Source organism: Butyrivibrio sp. MC2021, assembly GCF_000621605.1.
GTDB lineage: Bacteria > Bacillota > Clostridia > Lachnospirales > Lachnospiraceae > Butyrivibrio.
In genome coordinates this window covers 1109882-1128980 of record NZ_JHXX01000001.1, presented here as the reverse complement: position 1 = coordinate 1128980, position 19099 = coordinate 1109882, and the positions used below count along the sequence as shown (strand labels likewise).

Below are 19099 nucleotides of genomic sequence, written 5' to 3'. Positions count from 1 at the left end.
CAGGTTGAATTAACCTGAAGCAAATTTTGGGAAGCAATAAATGGGGAGGAATAACTCTTGCATACGACAACTAAGAAAATTATAGCAGCAGTTTTATCCGTTTCACTTATCGCGGGGGTATGTGTAGTTCTCTCTAAACAGGAGATCAAGGACTTTCACGAGAAATATATGGACACGGATCTGAGCATGGATGTTCAGGGCATGGAGCGAGCCGGTACCTATAGCAAGTACCTGGCACTTCATCCGGACAACAGGCCTAAGGGTGATATAGAAGTTTCCCTTGATCAGTTTGAGGCTGAGGGTACTGTTAAGAAGGAGGCGGATGGCCTTTTCACAGATACCGGTTCTACCGTTACCTGGAAGGTCAACGTTCCACAGGAAGGCTTCTACAGACTTTATATGGAATATATGATTCCTGAGTCAAGAGGAGTTGCTGCTGAACGTACCGTATTAATAAATGGAGAACTTCCTTTTGAAGGAGCCAGAAATATTTCATTCGCAAGAATGTGGATGGACGGCGGAGAGAAGAAGGTAGACAACCAGCAGAATGAGATAAGACCCAGACAGGTTGAATACTATGATTTCCAGAGCGCTTTCTTCAAGGATAGCATGGGATATGAAGCTGAGCCTTATAAGTTCTACTTTAATAAAGGAGAGAACGAGCTCACACTTCAGGGCGACAATGAGCCGGTGATCATTTCCAAGCTTGTTGTTAAGGCGATTGAAGAGACACCTACTTACGAAGAGTATCTTGCTTCACTTGGTTCTGTATCAGACAGCAATGAAGCAGCTCAGTTTATTCAGGTGGTACAGGGCGAGGATTCAACCCTTAGATCAGAGTCCTCCCTTTATGCTAAATTTGATCGGTCCTCGCCAACCACTGTTCCTAACAGCGTAACACACACCGTACTTAATTATGTAGGTGGTGACAGCTGGAGGAGCTCAGGCCAGTGGATCGAATGGAACTTCGAAGTTCCTGCTGACGGTTTCTACAATGTAATGATCAAGGGACGTCAGAACTACGCAAGGGGATCTGTTTCAAACAGATGCGTAACAATTGATGGTGAGGTTCCTTTCAAGGGACTTGAAGAGATTTCATTCTCTTATTCAAATGATTGGGATTGCATGGATCTGGCAGATGAGAGCGGAACACCTTACAAGTTCTATCTTACAAAAGGTCAGCACACCATCAGACTTGAGGCAACACTGGGAGGTATGGGAAAGATTCTTGAAGAGATGGAAGATTCTACTTACAGACTCAACCAGATCTATCGTCGAATCCTTGTATACACCGGAGCAAGTCCTGACGTATACAGAGATTATCACATCGAGACAACCTACCCTGAAATTATGGAAGCTATGCAGCTTGAGGCCAAGAGACTTTACAAGATAGTCGATGACATGGTTGCATACTCCGGACAGAAGGCAGACAACATTGCAACAGCGCAGACAATTGCTCAGCAGCTTGAAAGATTCTGTGCTAAGCCTCAGAAGATCACAACTGAATTTACAACATTTAAAGATAACATCACTTCCCTGGGTACTGCATCTCTTAACATGAGTGAGACCAAGCTGGATATCGACTACCTGACAATTTCAGGTACAGGAGTTACTCCTAAGAAGGACAAGGCTAACTTCTTCATGAAGGCGGGGCACGAGATCAAGTCCTTCATCGCTTCCTTCTTTGTTGATTACAACTCCGTAGGTGATGTATATGACGAGAAGAGCGACAAGGTAGTTAAGGTTTGGGTTCTTACCGGACGTGACCAGGGTACAATCCTTAAGTCCATGGTAGACGATGACTTTACTACATCAACAGGAGTTAAGGTCAACGTTGAAATCGTTGATCCCGGTGCACTTCTTAATGCGGTTCTGGCAGGAAGAGGACCTAACGTAGTTCTTTCAGTTGGCGCCGATCAGCCTGTTAACTACGCACTCCGTGGTGCAGCAGAAGATATCACTCAGTTTGAGGGCTGGGAAGAAGTTCTTTCACATTACTCAGAGAGTTCATACGAGCAGTACAGACTTGATGATCACATCTACGGAATTCCTGAGACACAGACCTTCAACGTTATGTTCTATAGAAAGGACGTATTAGAGGAACTTGAACTTGAGGTTCCACAGACCTGGAAGGAACTTATTGAGATGCTTCCTACTATTCAGGGAAACAACCTCTCAATCGGTATTCCTACAGCGGCAGGTTCTTCAGGAGCTGCAGCAGCATCAACCTCTATCATGTCCAATGTACCTGATCTTTCAATGTACTTCTCACTGCTGTTCCAGTATGGCGGAGATATGTACAACGAGGAAGGAACCAAGACAACAGTTAATACTGAGGCCGGAGTTGAAGCCTTCGATGATTATGTAAGATACTTCAATGATTACGGAATTCCTACAGTATATGATTTCGTTTCAAGATTCCGTTCAGGAGAGATGCCAATTGGTATTTCACCTTATTCAACCTATAACACTCTCATGGTATCAGCACCTGAGATCAGAGGCCTTTGGGACTTCACACTGATCCCCGGAACAGAGAGAGTTGTTGATGGCAAGACAGTGATCGACAGATCAGACTTCATCACAGGTTCAGCAACAATGATGATTGCAACTGATGATGAGCAGCTCAAGCAGAATTCATGGGAATTCATGAAGTGGTGGGCTAACGCAGAGACACAGGTTCGTTTCGGTAGAGAGATTGAGGCGCTCCTTGGTTCATCTGCAAGATATGCAACTGCAAACAGAGATGCCTTCTCCAATCTGTCCTGGAGTACTGATGATATCGCAGTGCTGAATGAGCAGTGGGATCAGACAACAGGAATCAGAGAGGTACCCGGCGGATACTTCACAGGACGTCACATCTCCAATGCTATTCGTAAGGTTATCAACGAAAAGGTAGATTCACGAGAGACCATAATTGATTACTCGATCCTAATTGACGAAGAGATCAAGAAGAAAAGAAAAGAATTCGGTATGCCTGTAGATTACTGATGACGGCTATTCGGATGGGAGAACTCAAAATGAAGGAATACGTACAGAAATATTTCACGCTGCGTAAACACAACTTTAACGTAGCACTTAAAAAAGCAAAGAACCGCAAGATGTGTTACCTCTTCCTTGCACCTTACGCAATCCTATTTACGATGTTTTATGTGTTCCCTGTAGTTGCTTCAATTTATTACAGCTTCACATATTACAACATATTGGAACCTCCGAGATTTATCGGACTTCAGAATTATATCTCTCTTGTGCTCCAGGACGATATCTTTCTGATAGGCGTAAAAAACACGTTGATGATAGCCTTGATTACAGGACCTCTTGGTTACATATTGTCCTTCCTTTTTGCCTGGCTTATCAATGAATTGCCAAGATGGATCAGAAGCATCGCTGTCATCGTGTTTTACGCTCCTTCCATTGCAGGTAACTGCTATGTAATCTTCTCAGTATTCTTCAGAGGAGATGCATATGGATATGTAAATGCGTTCCTTATGAACCTTGGAATTATCGATGCTCCTAAGCTTTGGTTTATTGATCCTAAATACATGCTTCCTATTTGTATGATAGTTATCCTCTGGATGAGCTTGGGAACAGGATTCCTTTCCTTCGTAGCCGGACTTCAGGGCGTAGACAGAGCTCAGTTCGAAGCCGGTTACATGGATGGTATCAAGAACAGATGGCAGGAGCTGTGGTATATCACACTTCCCAACATGAAGCCTATGCTTATGTTCGGTGCCGTTATGTCAATCACAGCATCCTTCGGTGTTGCTGATGTTACCATGGCGCTTTGCGGATATCCCAGTACCGATTACGCAGCAAGAACGATCGTAACTCACCTTTTTGACTACGGTTTCTCCAGATTCGAGATGGGTTATGCCTGCGCAATAGCAACTATTTTGTTCTTTATGATGATTCTTTGCAACAAAGCAATTCAAAGTCTGTTAAGGAGAGTTGGAACCTGATATGAGTGGGAAACTGATTAAGAAAAGAAAACCGAATAGATCTATAGCAGGAGATATCTTCCTTTACTTATTTCTTTTGCTTGTTGCGTTTGTAATGGCATTCCCTATCATATACGCAGTGAGCAGTGCACTTAAGCCACTGGATGAGCTGTTCAAATTCCCTCCGAGGATTTTCCCACAGCACCCGACTATGGATAACTTCTCAGATTTGTTTGTAACAATGGGTAAATCCTGGGTTACCTTCACAAGATACCTGTTCAATACAGTATTTATTACTTTTGTAGGAACCGCAGGACACCTGATAATTGCTTCCATGGGCGCTTTCGTACTTGCTAAGTATGATTTCCCCGGAAACAGGACCTTCTTTAAAGTAGTAACAGTAGCCATGATGTTCACAGGTTGGGTTACACAGATTCCTAACTACCTGATCCTGAACAAACTGGGCTGGATCGATACTTACTGGGCAATCATCATTCCTGCCTTCGCTTCACCTATGGGACTCTTCCTTATGAAGCAGTTCATGGAAGGACTTCCTACTTCACTTATTGAAGCTGCCAAGATTGATGGTGCCAACGAATGGAAAGTATTCTATGACATCGTTATGCCAAACGTTAAGCCTGCGTGGATGACACTTATCATCTTCTCAGTACAGGGACTTTGGAATAACAAGGCTTCTACTTATATTTATTCAGAAGAAAGAAAAACTCTTGTATATGCCCTTCAGCAGATTCAGTCAGGTGGTATCGCAAGAACCGGTCAGGGCGCTGCAGTACTTGTAGTAGTAATGATCGTGCCAATTCTTATCTTCGTATTCTCAGAGAGCCAGATTCTTGAGACAATGGCAAGTTCAGGACTTAAGGACTAAGTTGAAAGGTTGAGGTAATATGCGTAAAAAGAATTTACTTATAAAAGCCACAACGGCAATAATTGCAGCATCCATCCTGTTACTTGCGCCGCTTTCAGTGCAGGCTTCCGATGGAGGTTACACTTATAACTACGACTGGTGGGGAGATGTTCAGGAGAGCCCGGACCTCTACTCAGTCTGCAGAGTATTTACATCTTCAGAGTTAGGACTTGATGTTAAATTAAAAAATCCTCAGGGATTATTCGTAGAAGGAAACTTCATTTATATCTGCGACAGCGGTAATAACCGTATCATCAAGGTTGAGAGAGTTTCACCTGAGAAGCTTGAGGTCGTAGACATAATCGATTCCTTCAAGGGTGCAGAGCCCAGTACCTTTAGTAATCCTACTGATCTTGCTATTTCAGAGGATGGCAATATATTTATTGCGGATCAGGGCAATGAAAGAATCCTGAAGCTTGATAAAGACCTTAATTACATCATGGAATTTATTAAGCCTACAGACAATACTCTTGATCCTTCACTGGTATTTGCACCTAACAAGCTTACGGTTGATACAGCTGAGCGTGTTTACTGTATCGCATCCGGTATCAATAAGGGCCTTGTTAAATACGAGAATGACGGAACATTTTCAGGATTCGTAGGCGCTACACCGGTTAAGTTCGACTGGACCGATTACCTTTGGAAAAAGTTCGCGTCACAGGAACAGAGAGCTAAGATGGAATCCTTCGTTCCTACAGAGTATGAGAACATCTACATGGATCAGGAAGGTTTCATATATGCAACAATGCCACTTAAGACCGATAACGATTCAAGAGTAGCAGATGATGAGAACGCTGTAAGAAAGCTGAACCTTATGGGTAATGATATCCTGGTTCACAACGGCGCTTGGGGCGTTCAGGGTGATCTCTACAAGGGATCCGGCGGTGGATATGAAGGACCTTCAGTCTTCGCAGATGTCACCGTTTTAGATAATGACATTTATGCATGTCTTGACCAGAACAGAGGACGTGTATTTGGATATGACGATCAGGGCAGACTGGTATTTGCTTTTGGTGGTAACGGTAATATGGATGGATACTTCAGAAGACCATCAGCCATCGAACATTATGGCCATGAGCTCTATGTATTAGACAGTATTGACTGCTCAATTACAGCATTTGTTCCGACCCAGTTTGGTAATCTGGTATATACAGCTATCGAGGAATTCGATAAGGGTCACTACGAGGAATCCGGAGATGCATGGCAGGAAGTTATGAACCAGAATGGTAACTATGATCTGGCTTATATCGGAATAGGAAGAGCTCTTCTTCGTCAGGAACGCTACCATGAATCAATGAAGTATTTCGAGCTTAAGTATGATGCTGATAACTATTCCAAGGCCTTTAAGCAGTACAGAAAAGAATGGGTTGAGGAAAACATCGCGATAATCGTTATCGTTATTCTTGCACTTTTCCTTATACCTCTTGGAATTGGTAAATTTAAGGCACTTAAATACGAAATTGATACAGCAGATATTTTCAATATCTAACTATTAAATGAAAACAGGTGAGGCTATGATAGCAAAATTAAAACAGTTTCAAACTCCAAAAGAGAAATATTTTGATTCTCTGAAATTTGCTCTTTACTGCATGACACATCCCATGGATGGTTTTTGGGATCTTACTCATGAAAAGAGAGGAACCTATGCGGCAGCTAATACTATTCTGTTCGCCTCTCTTTTGGTTAGAATTTTAAAACTTCGTTACACAAGTTTCCTGTTTTTGAATGTTTACTGGGAAGACCTGAATATCTTTTTGTATCTTGCAAGTATTCTGTTTCCTCTTTCCTTATGGGTTGTAGGAAACTGGGCATTAACTACATTGTTTGATGGAAAAGGAAGGCTGGGTCAGGTATATATGGCAACCTGTTATGCCTTTATCCCATATCCGCTTATCCAATTTCCGCTGATGGTTTTCAGTAACTTTGTAACAGTGGAGGAGGGCGCCTTTTATGAGACGCTGTCGGCGATGACCCTGATTTACGCAGCGATTCTGGTTGTTGTAGCCATGGGACAGATCCACGAATACTCAGCAGGCAAGAACCTTTTGTTTACGGTAGCAACCTTGTTTGCGATGTTGGTTATGATATTTATCCTGATGGTGTTCTTTAGCATGATCTCACAGGGAGTTTCATATTTCATCTCCCTCGCTAAGGAATTTATGTTCAGACTCTAAGGATGACAAGGGGTGAAAAACTTGAAGACAGATAAGAAGAAAAATACAAATGAAAAATCTATCAAGATTAAAGAAGCAATATTTAAGATGCTTCCATCGATCATCCTGGCGCTGATCCTTGTAGCCGGAATATTAGTGATCATTAACATTAAACCTGCTACTGAAACGGATCAAGTGGTAGAACCTTATACCTTTGAGGGTGGTGAAGAGCCGATCGTTGTGGACAATGGTGAATTGAAACTTACTATGGATCCCAAGACTACCACATTCTCATTAGAGGTTAAGGACAGTGGCAAGGTATGGTATTCCAATCCTGAGGGAGCTACATCAGATCCTCTTGCTCTTGAGGATACCAAGGCATATCTCCAGTCACCGTTTATCATGTCCTACTCAATTACACAGGGACTTGAGACAACCTATTCAACAGCGGGCTTTAGTACCAACAATGGTATCTACGAGATCGTACCCGGAGAAAATGAGATAAGAGTTAATTACTCACTGGGTAATGTTGAAAAAGAATACACTATTCCTCCTGTAATCACCAAGACTGAATTTGACGGTTATCTTGGTAAGATGGAGAAGAAGAGTGCAGATCTTGTTAAGCAGTATTACAAGAAATACGATATCAACAAACTTTCCGCAAAAGATGATAAGAATGAACTTCTTGCTAATTATCCTATTATGGAGACTGAAGTAATCTACGTACTTCGTGATAAGACCAAGGAAAATACCAGGAAGACAATGGAACAGCTTTTTGCTGACGCCGGATATACTTATGAGAAATTCCTTGCTGATAAGGAACTTGATCTTTCAAGCAAGTCCTCTGATAACCCGGTATTTAATGCAAGTATTGTTTATAAGCTCGAGGGAAAAGATCTTGTAGTTGAGGTTCCTTTCAAGGATCTTGGATATGATAAGGACACACCGATCTACACAATCACTCCTCTTCCATATTTTGGAGCAGGCGGTCCCGATCAGGAAGGATTCATGTTCGTTCCTGAAGGCGGTGGAGCAACTATCAACTTCAATAATGGTAAGACTGCTCAGGCCAGCTACTATACCAACGTATACGGATGGGATATGTGCCTTAGGAGAGATGCGGTGGTACATAACACAAGAGCTTATTACGGAGTGTTTGGTGTATCCGAGGGAAATGATTCCTTCATCTGTATTCTTGAAGAAGGAAGTCCTTATGCAGCTATCCAGGCAGACGTTGCAGGAAAGAATTCAAGTTACAACTATGTAAATGCAAAATACAGCGTATGTCAGAGAGAACAGTACGATGTAGGTGACATTTCAAACTCAGATATTTATGAATATGTTAAGGATCTTCCTGATGAAACTCTTACTCAGAGATATTCATTTATCAATTCCGGAAGCTATGTAGATATGGCTAAGAACTATGGCCAGTATCTTCAGAAGGAATATGCAGGATATATGGATCTTCTTAATAACAACAGCACACCGGTTGCCATTAACATGGTAGGTGCCATCGATAAGGTAAAGCAGATCGTTGGTATTCCGGTATCAAGACCACTTAAGCTTACAAGCTACAAAGATGCTGATGCTATTGTTAAGGATCTTGAAGCTAACGGCGTTTCCAATATGAGCATCAAGTATACAGGCTGGTGCAATGGCGGAGTTAAACAGAAAGTACTTAAGAATGTTAAAACAATTGGTGCTTTAGGAAGCAAGAAAGATCTTCAGAATTTTGTAAAGAATGCAGAAGCTGATGGAAATCAGGTTTACCTCGATGGTATCACACAGTACGCCTACGACAGCAATCTGCTGGATGGATTCTTCTCATATTCAGATGCGGCCAAGCTTATTTCCAAGGAGAGAGCAGAGCTCCACAAATACAGCCACATCACTTATGCAGAAAGAGAAAATGACGATAACACATACTTCCTGCTTCACACAGATGTAGCAGAGAATATGGGCGATAACCTGGTAAAAGCTGCAGGTAAGTACGGCGCAGGTGCTTCCTTCCAGGATTTGGGTATGGATCTTTCTTCAGACTTCTATAAAAAGAAGACCTACTCAAGACAGCAGGTATTAGATAAGCAGGTTGAACAGCTTAAGAGATACTCAGACAATGGAACACCACTTATGATCAACATGGGTAACGATTATGCGATTCCTTTCGCAAGCATGGTTACTGACATGGATCTCAGAGGTTCTGAGTACACAATCCTTGATGAATGTGTTCCTTTCTTCCAGCTGGCAGTACATGGAAGAATCAATTACACAGGAGAGTCAATCAACATCTGTGGAAACATGGAGGATGAGGTTTTATACAGCGCAGAATATGGCGCAGGCCTTTACTTCACACTTATGGAGGAGACATCCTTCGCAACACAGAAGACTCTTTATACAGAGTACTATGGAGCAACTTATGATGCTTGGAAGGACAAGCTTCTTAATATCTACAGCAGATATAACACAGAGCTTGGCCACACCTTCAATCAGGAAATGACAGGCCATGATAATCTTTCAGCTGATGTTTCCTGTACTGAATATGCAGATGGAACCAAGGTCTATGTAAACTATGGCTACAGCGAGTTCAAGACAGATGACGGTGTTACTGTTCCTGCAAGAGACTATGTAGTAAAAAGATGAGAAAGGACGCCCTAAAGAATGAGTAAGCAAACGAATAAATTAGCCGGTCTTCAGAAACGTAAGGCCGTATCGGGGTATTTTTTCATATCTCCGTTCATAATTGGTTTTTTGGTCTTCATGGTCAAACCACTTTTTGAATCCTTCTACATGAGTTTCTGTGAAGTAAACCTTGCAGCAGGACAGGTTACAAAAACAATAAACGGTATTACCAATTACATATTTGCTTTCAGAGTTGATCCTGAGTACACAAGACTTCTTGTGGAAGAAATTTCAAGAATGATCGTTTATTCACTGGCGATTATCGTATTCAGTTTCTTTGTATCCCTGATACTTAACCAGAAGTTTAAGGGAAGAGCTTTAGTAAGAGCAATCTTCTTCCTTCCGGTTATCCTTTCATCAGGTGTAATCGTAGGACTTGAAGAAAACAACCAGCTTATGTCCCAGCTTGCTCAGACAATTGAGCAGTCAAGCAGTGGAATAAGCGTAACAGGAGCACTGGAAAGTATCCTCAGAACAGCAGGCGTTGGAACAAGAGCTTATGAGAAGGTCTTCGAAGTAATCGATAACATCTACGACGTAGCTCTTGCCTCCGGTATTCAGATCATTATTTTCCTGTCAGGTCTTCAGACCATCTCATCAAGTATGTATGAGGCGGCAGACATTGAAGGCTGTACAAAGTGGGAAAGCCTTTGGAAGATCACCTTCCCAATGATCAGTTCACTGTTCCTTGTAAACTGGATTTACACTGTTGTAGATTTCTGTATGAGATCCGATAACGGAGTAATCACAAAGATACAGAAGGTTATGATCGATCAGCAGCAGTATGGAAATGCATCAGCGATGTCCTGGATTTACTTCGTAATCGTTCTTGCATTTGTGGGAGTTACATCATTCTTCATTTCAAAGAGGGTTTACTACTATGACTAATGTGGAAAATAAAGCAGGATATGCGAAGCTTGGTTTCTGGGAAAGAAACAGATTATCAGGTGGATATGTCTTTAAGAAGTTAATAATGGACAAGGCAGTGAGCATCATAAGATTCATCCTTTTGTTCGGAATGTGCTTTATGATCATTCAGCCTATCCTCAATAAGATTTCAGTAAGTTTTATGACTGAGAGCGATCTTTACAACCCGATCGTAATCTCAATCCCGGAGAACTTTACAACCGCCAACTACAGATTGGCAGCTGAGCTTATGAGTTATAAGGAGGCACTTTTTAATTCAATCCTTATCTCTTTGACAATAGCCGGACTTCAGATCGCAATGTGCACACTTGTTGGATATGGATTTGCAAGATTTGAATTTCCTCTTAAGAAATTCTGGTTTGCCTGTGTTATCCTTGTAATCCTTATTCCACCTCAGACAATTGCCAGCTCACTTCACCTTCACTTCAGATACTTTGATATTCTTGGAATCTTCAATCTTGTTACAGGTCAGACAATCAACCTTCGTGGTTCCAAGCTTCCCTACTATCTGATGAGTGCAGGATGTATGGGACTTAAGAACGGATTGTATATTTACATGATCCGTCAGTACTTCAGAAACATCCCGGGAGACCTTGAAGAGGCAGCTTACGTAGATGGATGCGGAACACTTAAGACCTTCATCAGAATCATGCTTCCACAGGCTAAGCCCATCATTACATCATGTTTCCTTTTCGCATTTGTATGGCAGTGGACAGATGGCTTCTATTCAAAGATGTTCCTTGGAAATACCAAGCTTGTCAGCACAGCACTTGCACGAATTGTAGACAGTCTTGGTGCATTTATCCAGAGAATTAACGGAGTAAAGACAACAATTTCAGTTGCTTATTCCAACTGTATTCTTGCTACAGGAACTCTAATGATCGTAATGCCACTTATTTTCCTTTATCTCTTTGCACAGAGAGCATTTGTAGAAAGTATCTCAAGTACTGGTATTAAGATGTAATCAGAATATAAAAATATACAAAAAAGATAAATATTTTACCATTAATTTGTGGATATGTGGTAAAATAAAAATGAACAATTTTTGAACAGATTGTTACCGGGGACACCGGACAATATATTACCTATTGTAAAAGCAAAAGGAGGAACAAAAAGTATGAGAAAGTCTTTAACAACAAAGACAACAGCTGCTATTATGGCAGCAGCTACACTTGTAAGCATGACAGCTTGCGGTAATCAGACTGCTGACGGCGGCGCAACAACAGAGACACCTGCTGACACAACAGCAGAGGCTCCTGCAGAGACACCTGCAGCAGAGGCATCTGCAGCAGAGGAGGCACCTGCAGAGGAAGTTGCAGAATCTGATTATGATCCTTACAAGGTTATCACAGATGATGCTGGTAACCCAATCGACCTTGGCGGTATGGAAATCATCATTCGTGACTGGTGGTCAGGAGATCCTGCAGAACCAGCTAACGAGTATGAGGAAGCTCGTCAGGAGTACAGAGATTTCATTCAGGAGACATACAACTTCACAATCAAAGAGCAGGCTATGTCTGACTGGGGTTCAACACCTGCAGATTTCGTAGACTATGCTACAACCGGTGGTGACGAGAACTACATCTTCACCCTTCGTGATGATCCGGCTATCACATCAGCTATGTCAAACGGCCTTATGTATGACCTTGCAACTCTTGATTGCCTTGACTTCAGCGCTCCTAAGTTCCAGAGAAACAAGCTTCATGAGCAGTATTCAAAGGGAAATTCAATCTACGCTATGTTCGCTGGCTATTCAGAGGCTCGTACAGGTGTATACTTCAACAAGAGACTTCTTACAGATGCAGGTATCGATCCTGAGTCAATCTACGATATGCAGGCTGACGGAACATGGACATGGGATAAGTTCGAAGAGCTTATGAGCAAGGTTCAGCAGGATAAGGACAACGATGGTACTATCGATGTTTATGGTCTTACACTTAACGAAGGTAACATGACAACAGCAGCTATCTTCTCAAACAATGGTTCTTACATTGGTAAGGATGCTAGCGGCAAGTACACATACAACCTTGAGTCTCCTGAGACTCTTGAGGCTCTTGAGTGGACTGTAAAGATCTTCTCAACATATGATGCAGAAGTTGCTAACCCTGAGGGTGCTGAGTGGGATTACTACAAAGAGCAGTTCCTTAACGGACAGGCTGCATTCATGGTAGAAGATGAGTACGCTGGATGCCCTGGTAACTTCCTTGAGGATATGCAGGACGAAGTTGGTTTCGTTATGTTCCCTAAGGGACCTAAGGCTACAGATTATGTAAACGTTTGGTCAAACAACCCTGTAGCTATCCCTGGATGCTATGATGCAGACAAGGCTTGGAAGCTTGCATTCGCTTGGAACCTCTGGACAAACGCTCCTTCAGCTGAGTACGAGGATTACAACGGATACCTTTCAACAGCTAGAAACGGTATCTTCGATGAGAGAGCAGTTGATGAGACAATCCAGATGATGACAGAGAAGGGAACAATTGCATTCCACGGCATGATTCCTAACCTCAGCCTTGGTTCAGACTTCGTATGGAACATCGGACCTAACTCAGTTGTATCTGAGCAGGTTGAAGCTATCCGTGACACATGGAAGTCATACGTTGACGAGGCCAATAAGTAATTTGAGTAAGTCTTAAGTAGCTTTGCATTTATGCCGGTCAAGGCAAAAGTTTTACTTTTGCCTTGGCCGTTTTATTAAGCAAAAAAGGGTAATTTTGTAGCTTTTTTGTTTAATAAAGCGGTATTGGCGCTTGATATCAGTGGTTGTGTTTTAGAGGTATTAAATATGGAAAAAGTAAGATTTCATCTTCCGGGACTGAGGTATAATTTCCCTCTTAATATGTTCTGGATCAGTATGCTGGAGCAGCATCCAGAGTATTTTAGAGAAGGTGTTGAGATAGCATCTTTCTTTGGAGCTTTTCCTTTTTCACTTTGGAATGGCGGCCGTCTTCTTGGTGATGATCAGTGTGATGCGGGATTTGTAAGAAACGTTATCACTTCTATTAACAAAAAGAATATTCCTGTCAGATTTACATATACCAACCCTTTAATTAAAGAGGAAGATTTAGCGGATCCATTCTGTAATTTCTGTCTGAAGGAAGGCGATAATGGCAAGAATGAGGTTCTTGTTTTTTCTCCTATTCTGGAAGAATACATCAGAAAGAACTATCCTTCCTACAGGATTGATTCCACTACCTGTAAGGAGATAAGGGATGTGGCTTCTGTCAATGCAGAGCTGGAGAAGGACTATAAATATGTTGTTCTTGATTACAACATGAACAACAAATGGGACCTTATTGACCAGATTACAGATAAGTCAAGGCTTGAGGTTTTGGTTAATGCTGTTTGTGTTCCCGATTGCAAGAGAAGAGGCGATCATTACAAGAACATTGGCATGAACCAGAAGATTGTGGAGGAGAATAGGAAGCTCCCTCCCGAGAAGAGAAAGCACATCATTCCCTGGCACTGTGAATACGGAGATAAGAACTGTCTTTATACTATCAAGGATTATTCCACCTTCGTTTCCCCGGAGCTTATCTGGGAGAAATATGTGCCTAACGGAATCAATAACTTCAAGATTGAAGGAAGAACCGCCAATCTGTTTTCACTTATTGAGACCTATTGCTATTTCATGATCAAGCCGGAGAAGGTTGGGGAGGCTAGACTTCTTCTGCTCAGGAATCTTGAACAGGCAAGAATCGTCCAGGTTAACAAACCAAGACCCGGTGTATGGCCCTGATAGGGGAACAATTTAGATAAAGTATTTATCATTGTGGAGGATAATTGAATGGAAGCAGCAAAGAACGTAAATAATGGGGGACCGGTTGCGCCAAAGGACCCGGTTAAGAAACGTCCATTTTTCTTTATAATGCAGGGAAAGCAGGTATACGGATCACCTCAGCCTGACGGAAGAGGAATTCAGTTTATCTATGAGAATGACGGAAGACTCATTGATGCTGCAAGACTTGCAGGAAGTATCACAGATGATTATATGCTTGATCTTCTGAGAACCACAGCGGGATTCCGCAAGATGGTACATTCCATCGGTGTCAGCGTATCAGGCAGGGTTCCGGATGAGCAGGTTAAATTCGTAATGCAGATGTATCCCAATACTCCCGGAGAACCCACAACCAATATTGAAAAAGAGTTCCCCATGGATGGCATGGAGAATATCATCGAGCTCTCTTCAGTAAACTGGCTTGCCAGCGACCATGAGATTGGTCAGACCAGATTTGAGTTTGCAAGACCCGGGGTTCAGGCTTCTGTTGATGTAAGATTTTATCTGAACGACGGTTTTGTGGCTCCTATCCAGAGAGAGGAGACTCTTGTAGATTTTGCATCTGACAATTACAAGAAGATGATCGCAAGAAGCCTTAAGCTCAAGGGCAATACAGACAGACTTGAGAAGCTTCTGGCCAAGGCCGGAGCAGGAGAGGATATCACTTTAGGATTTATCGGTGGTTCCATTACTCAGGGAGCCGGAGCTATTCCTATCCATGAGAAGTGCTATGCAAGAGTTTTTGCAGATGAATTTGAAAAGAAATATGCCAAGGGCGGCAAGGTTGACCTTGTTAAGGCCGGTGTCGGAGGAACTCCTTCAGAGCTTGGCATGATCAGATTTGAGAGAGATGTATTAAGGGATGGCATCAAGAAGCCTGACCTTATTGTTGTAGAATTTGCAGTTAACGACGAAGGCGACGAGACCAAGGGCGTTTGCTTTGAGAGTCTTATCAGAAAGGCCTACAGTCTTCCCTGGAAGCCTGCTGTGGTAATACTTTTTGCGGTATTCTCCAATGACTGGAATCTCCAGGATAGATTAGGTCCTGTAGGTGTACGTTACCATATCCCTATGGTAAGTGTTCTTGATGCCGTATCACCTCAGTTTATGCTTCTTCCGGAGGATGGAAGGGTTATTTCCAAGAACCAGTATTTCTATGATCAGTATCATCCAAGTAACCTTGGACATCAGATCATGAGCGACTGTATAGTCAATCTTCTCGATGCAGTGAATGCTGAGCCATCAGAATATGATGAGGAAGTTGATCTTGAGAAGACCGAGCCTGCCATCGGAGCAGATTTCGAGAAGGTAGTTCTTGTAGACAGAAAGGAACTTCCAAGACTCAAGAGCAGATTTGGAATTGAGATTGTAAGTGAAGGCTCATTTACAGATACAGATAAGGATCTTCAGCATGTAGAGATGGATTCTGAGATCAAGCCTGTACCTGAGTTCCCTTATAACTGGTGCCATGAAGAGAATGCCCAGAGCAACGATCCTTTTGTTATGAAGATCACCTGCTCCAAGCTTCTTCTGGTTCACAAGGATTCAGGACTTCCAAATGCAGGAACAGCCGTAGTCTACGTTGACGGCAAGAAGGTTCTGGAGGCAGATCCTCTTAAGAACGGCTGGACTCACTGCAATGCGGTTATCATTCATAACGGCAAGAGAACCAAGGAGCATGAGGTTAAGATCGAGCTTGCTCCAGGAATGGAAAAGAAGAAATTTACAATTCTCGGTTTTGGAGTTGTTGAGTAATATTAACGCAATAATGAGGGTATGATATATGGATTTCATAATTGGAAAAAACAGCAGACAGATAGTACTTGGAAATGATGAGTGGTCCGGAGTTAAGAAGATCGCGGCTAAGGTAGCGGAGGATATCAGACTTGTTACAGGAGCTGAGTATTCTCTTTCTGAGAGTGCAACTGCAGGAGAACTTTGCGGTAACATATATGCAGCTACTTTGGGAAAGAGCAGCCTTGCAGAGGAGCTTCTTGATAAGGCCGGAATTTCAAAGGACGAGCTTGAAGGCAAAAGAGAGTGCTATGCATTTAAGGTTGTTGAAACTGCAGATGCTGCTTCCCTGGTAATTGTAGGAAGCGATAAGAGAGGTACAATTTACGGACTGTTCCATATATCAGAACTTCTCGGAGTAAGCCCCTGGGTTTATTTTGCCGATGTATGTCCTGAGAAAAAGGACAGCGTCGTTGTAACAGAAGCTGACAGCTTTGTATCAAAAGAGCCTTCTGTAAGATACAGAGGTTTCTTTATAAATGATGAGTGGCCATCTTTCGGAACCTGGACCTTCAAGCATTTTGGCGGCTTTACCGCAGAGATGTATGAGCATGTCTTTGAACTGATCCTCAGAATGAAGGGTAACTACCTGTGGCCCGCCATGTGGACTTCCAACTTTTCACTGGACGGCCCGGGTCTTGCCAATGCTGAGCTGGCGGATGAACTGGGAATCGTTATGAGTAACTCTCACCATGAGCCCTGCCTTCGTCACAGCGAAGAGTGGGACCTTATAAAGGGAGATGACACTGAGTACGGCTCAGCATGGAACTTCTCTAAGAACAGAGAGGGGCTCATCAACTATTGGAGAGGCGGTCTTAAGAGAAACGGCAAGTTTGAGAACGTAGTAACCATGGGTATGCGCGGTGAGCGTGACAGCGAGGTTCTTGGAAGAGAGGCAACACTTCAGGACAACATCGATTACCTGAAGGAGGTTATCACAGTACAGAACAACCTCATCAAAGAGACCATCAGCGAGGATTTAAACAGCGTTCCCAGAATGCTGGCAATTTATAAAGAGGTAGAGCAGTATTTCTATGGTGATGAGACAGCAGAGGGACTCAGATACTGGTCTGAGCTTGACGGCATCACCTGCATGCTCTGCGATGATAATTTCGGAAATATGAGAAAGCTTCCCGAGGAGTTCGAAAAGAACCGCAAGGGCGGCTGGGGAATGTATTACCACTTCGATTATCACGGCGATCCAATTTCCTACGAATGGGTTAACTCCACACACCTTAGCAAGGTATGGGAACAGATGGGACAGGCCTATGAGTCCGGAGTAAGGGATATCTGGATCGTAAATGTGGGGGATCTTAAGCCCCAGGAGCTTCCTCTTTCCTACTTCATGGATCTCGCCTATGACTTTGACAAATGGGGAACATCAAATACAGATTCTGCATCAGAATATCTTTCAAGCTGGGTTAAGAGACAGTTTGCAGGCTGTGAGGATGATTTTGCCGATATTGAGGAGCTTCTTGACAGTTATACCTATGTGAACTCAGTAAGGCGTCCTGAGGCATTAAATGACAAGATCTATCACCCCGTTAATTACGGTGAAGCAGATTATATGCTCCAGATTGCCGATATTTCATTGACTAAGGCACAGGAGCTTTGGGAGAAGTTTAAAGACACAGCTCTTAAGGATGCTTTTTATCAGCTGGTTTACTTCCCTGTATGCGCATCAATGAATCTTCTTCAGATGCAGATCTATACCGGCAAGAACCATTTCCTGGCAGCTCAGGGAAGGCCATCTGCCAACATTTACGGTCAGATGATATCAGACTGCATGGATAGGGATCTGGAGCTTCAGAAGGGCTATTATGAGTGCGCTGACGGCAAGTGGGACGGCATCATGGGTTCAGAGCATATGGGCTTTGTTCACTGGAATGATGAGGAAGCCAGATATCCTGTGGTTCACTCTGTTATTCCTTCAAGAAGACCCAGAGTGGTGGTATCCTGCGCATATAACGAGGGATATACCATGGGTGGCGACTGGACAAGACATCCCATCGTTCTCACAGGTCTTAGCAGCCCCAACTGCCTGTTTGAAAAGATCGAGATGGAAAATGCCGGCACAGGAGATATCGAATGGAAGGTTATCGAATGTGATGAATGGATCGAACTTTCAGATACAGAAGGCACAATTAAGGAAGGCGATACAGAGTTTATAGTTGTTACCGCCAATGACAAGCTTCCGGAAGGTTCCGTTATCGGTAAGTTCGTGATCAAGGCTGCCATGTACAAGGCAGAGGTTTATGTATGTGCAAGGAACTTCACTGAGGAGGAAATGGTAATAGATCATTTCGTACCGGTACTTCCCAAGAACCTTATGCCATTCGTAAAAGAGAGTGATCTTGAGCTCTCAATAGAAGCCAGGGAATTTGAGGCTTCAGATGATGAAGATGAGGCTGCTGAGGCAGTTTACAAGATAATAAACAATTACGGCAAGTACGGCAGTGCTGTTAAGGCATTCCCTGTTACAGCAGACTTCGGAAAGGCTGATTCCGAGGATACACCATGCTTCACCACCAGCTTCTATGTGCCTGAGGACGGCAAGTATGAGATTATCCTTGTGACAGCACCCTGCAACCCCCTCAGCACCGACAGCCTTCTGAGAGTAAAGGTGGCTATGGATCCAGAGAATACAGATGATTCAGGCTTTGAAACAGTTTCAACCGTAAGAGAGGGCTATCAGGGCGGTGAGAGAAGCTGCCCCGACTGGGCTAAGGGAGTCCTTGATAATCAGCACGAGACTCTTTTGACAAAAGATATTACAAAGGGCTGGCATGATCTGGCTGTACTGGCAGCAGATCCCGGCGTTGTGGTTGAGAGAATAGTTGTGAGAGAAGCAGGCTTTGCAAGAGCTGCCGGATATCTTCACAATGTGCCCATGAGGGTTTTATAACGC

Annotated in this window: 12 protein-coding genes; all 12 read left to right on the top strand. The window is 43.0% G+C overall.

Annotated elements, in window-relative coordinates; all coding sequences use genetic code 11:
* The first annotated feature begins 57 nt into the window (after positions 1-57).
* Positions 58-2988 carry an extracellular solute-binding protein gene (locus tag T359_RS0104630; protein ID WP_026516462.1) on the top strand — a complete coding sequence of 977 codons (2931 nt, stop codon included), beginning with the start codon at positions 58-60 and terminating at the stop codon, positions 2986-2988.
* 29 nt (positions 2989-3017) lie between these two features.
* Positions 3018-3956, top strand: coding sequence for a carbohydrate ABC transporter permease (locus tag T359_RS0104625; protein WP_026516461.1), 939 nt, complete (start codon positions 3018-3020; stop codon positions 3954-3956).
* A gap of 1 nt (position 3957) precedes the next feature.
* The gene (locus T359_RS0104620) at positions 3958-4821 is read left to right on the top strand and encodes a carbohydrate ABC transporter permease (RefSeq protein WP_026516460.1); all 864 of its coding nucleotides are present in this window, start codon (positions 3958-3960) and stop codon (positions 4819-4821) included.
* 19 nt (positions 4822-4840) lie between these two features.
* Positions 4841-6349 (top strand): NHL repeat-containing protein, encoded by a 1509-nt coding sequence (locus tag T359_RS0104615; RefSeq protein WP_026516459.1) that lies wholly within the window; start codon positions 4841-4843, stop codon positions 6347-6349.
* Between the two features lie 25 nt (positions 6350-6374).
* Positions 6375-7034, top strand: coding sequence for a YIP1 family protein (locus T359_RS0104610; protein WP_026516458.1), 660 nt, complete (start codon positions 6375-6377; stop codon positions 7032-7034).
* Between the two features lie 12 nt (positions 7035-7046).
* Positions 7047-9653, top strand: coding sequence for a DUF5696 domain-containing protein (locus tag T359_RS0104605; RefSeq protein WP_197027052.1), 2607 nt, complete (start codon positions 7047-7049; stop codon positions 9651-9653).
* Positions 9654-9671: 18 nt separating this feature from the next.
* Positions 9672-10580, top strand: a complete 909-nt coding sequence (locus tag T359_RS0104600; protein WP_026516456.1) for a carbohydrate ABC transporter permease — start codon at positions 9672-9674, stop codon at positions 10578-10580.
* Positions 10573-11583 (top strand): carbohydrate ABC transporter permease, encoded by a 1011-nt coding sequence (locus T359_RS0104595; protein WP_026516455.1) that lies wholly within the window; start codon positions 10573-10575, stop codon positions 11581-11583. Before T359_RS0104600 ends, T359_RS0104595 begins: the two co-directional genes overlap by 8 nt.
* A 153-nt stretch (positions 11584-11736) precedes the next feature.
* A complete protein-coding gene (locus T359_RS0104590; protein WP_026516454.1) occupies positions 11737-13239 on the top strand; it encodes an ABC transporter substrate-binding protein in 1503 nt (500 codons plus the stop codon).
* A gap of 165 nt (positions 13240-13404) precedes the next feature.
* Positions 13405-14358 (top strand): hypothetical protein, encoded by a 954-nt coding sequence (locus tag T359_RS0104585; protein WP_026516453.1) that lies wholly within the window; start codon positions 13405-13407, stop codon positions 14356-14358.
* 48 nt (positions 14359-14406) lie between these two features.
* Positions 14407-16152, top strand: a complete 1746-nt coding sequence (locus tag T359_RS0104580) for an SGNH/GDSL hydrolase family protein (RefSeq protein ID WP_026516452.1) — start codon at positions 14407-14409, stop codon at positions 16150-16152.
* A gap of 28 nt (positions 16153-16180) precedes the next feature.
* Positions 16181-19096, top strand: a complete 2916-nt coding sequence (locus T359_RS19315; protein ID WP_051544926.1) for a glycosyl hydrolase 115 family protein — start codon at positions 16181-16183, stop codon at positions 19094-19096.
* Positions 19097-19099: the final 3 nt, after the last annotated feature.

What these genes read in the sequence shown, in the direction of transcription:
- T359_RS0104625 (WP_026516461.1), top strand. Translation starts at nt 3,018, where the DNA reads ATGAAGGAATACGTACAGAAATATTTCACGCTGCGTAAACACAACTTT.
- T359_RS0104620 (WP_026516460.1), top strand. Translation starts at nt 3,958, where the DNA reads ATGAGTGGGAAACTGATTAAGAAAAGAAAACCGAATAGATCTATAGCA.
- T359_RS0104615 (WP_026516459.1), top strand. Translation starts at nt 4,841, where the DNA reads ATGCGTAAAAAGAATTTACTTATAAAAGCCACAACGGCAATAATTGCA.
- T359_RS0104610 (WP_026516458.1), top strand. Translation starts at nt 6,375, where the DNA reads ATGATAGCAAAATTAAAACAGTTTCAAACTCCAAAAGAGAAATATTTT.
- T359_RS0104600 (WP_026516456.1), top strand. Translation starts at nt 9,672, where the DNA reads ATGAGTAAGCAAACGAATAAATTAGCCGGTCTTCAGAAACGTAAGGCC.
- T359_RS0104595 (WP_026516455.1), top strand. Translation starts at nt 10,573, where the DNA reads ATGACTAATGTGGAAAATAAAGCAGGATATGCGAAGCTTGGTTTCTGG.
- T359_RS0104590 (WP_026516454.1), top strand. Translation starts at nt 11,737, where the DNA reads ATGAGAAAGTCTTTAACAACAAAGACAACAGCTGCTATTATGGCAGCA.
- T359_RS0104585 (WP_026516453.1), top strand. Translation starts at nt 13,405, where the DNA reads ATGGAAAAAGTAAGATTTCATCTTCCGGGACTGAGGTATAATTTCCCT.
- T359_RS0104580 (WP_026516452.1), top strand. Translation starts at nt 14,407, where the DNA reads ATGGAAGCAGCAAAGAACGTAAATAATGGGGGACCGGTTGCGCCAAAG.
- T359_RS19315 (WP_051544926.1), top strand. Translation starts at nt 16,181, where the DNA reads ATGGATTTCATAATTGGAAAAAACAGCAGACAGATAGTACTTGGAAAT.